At 20.8% G+C, this 236-nt stretch carries 1 pseudogene; it reads right to left on the minus strand.

Annotated features, from left to right (window positions below):
- Window positions 1–208 (minus strand): annotated as a pseudogene (locus AYC60_RS03690) (L-cystine transporter); the annotation flags it as partial.
- Window positions 209–236 lie beyond the last annotated feature (28 nt).

Consider the following 236-nt stretch of genomic DNA (forward strand, 5'->3'; position numbering starts at 1 on the left):
TTAATACTATAATTACTTTTTTAACAAATATTACTGGAGATAATACAAATAATGATACCATAATTAAATGTATAATAAACATACTATTTAAAGCTACATAAGAAACAATAACGAATTTCAAAAATACTAGTATTACAGCAAAGTTGCTTGTTGAAACAAAAATAGACATAAGAGCAAATACTCCATATGAAGTTAATCTTAATATCATTATTACCATTCTATTTATAACTTAATAA

Source organism: Streptobacillus felis (genome assembly GCF_001559775.1).
GTDB lineage: Bacteria > Fusobacteriota > Fusobacteriia > Fusobacteriales > Leptotrichiaceae > Streptobacillus > Streptobacillus felis.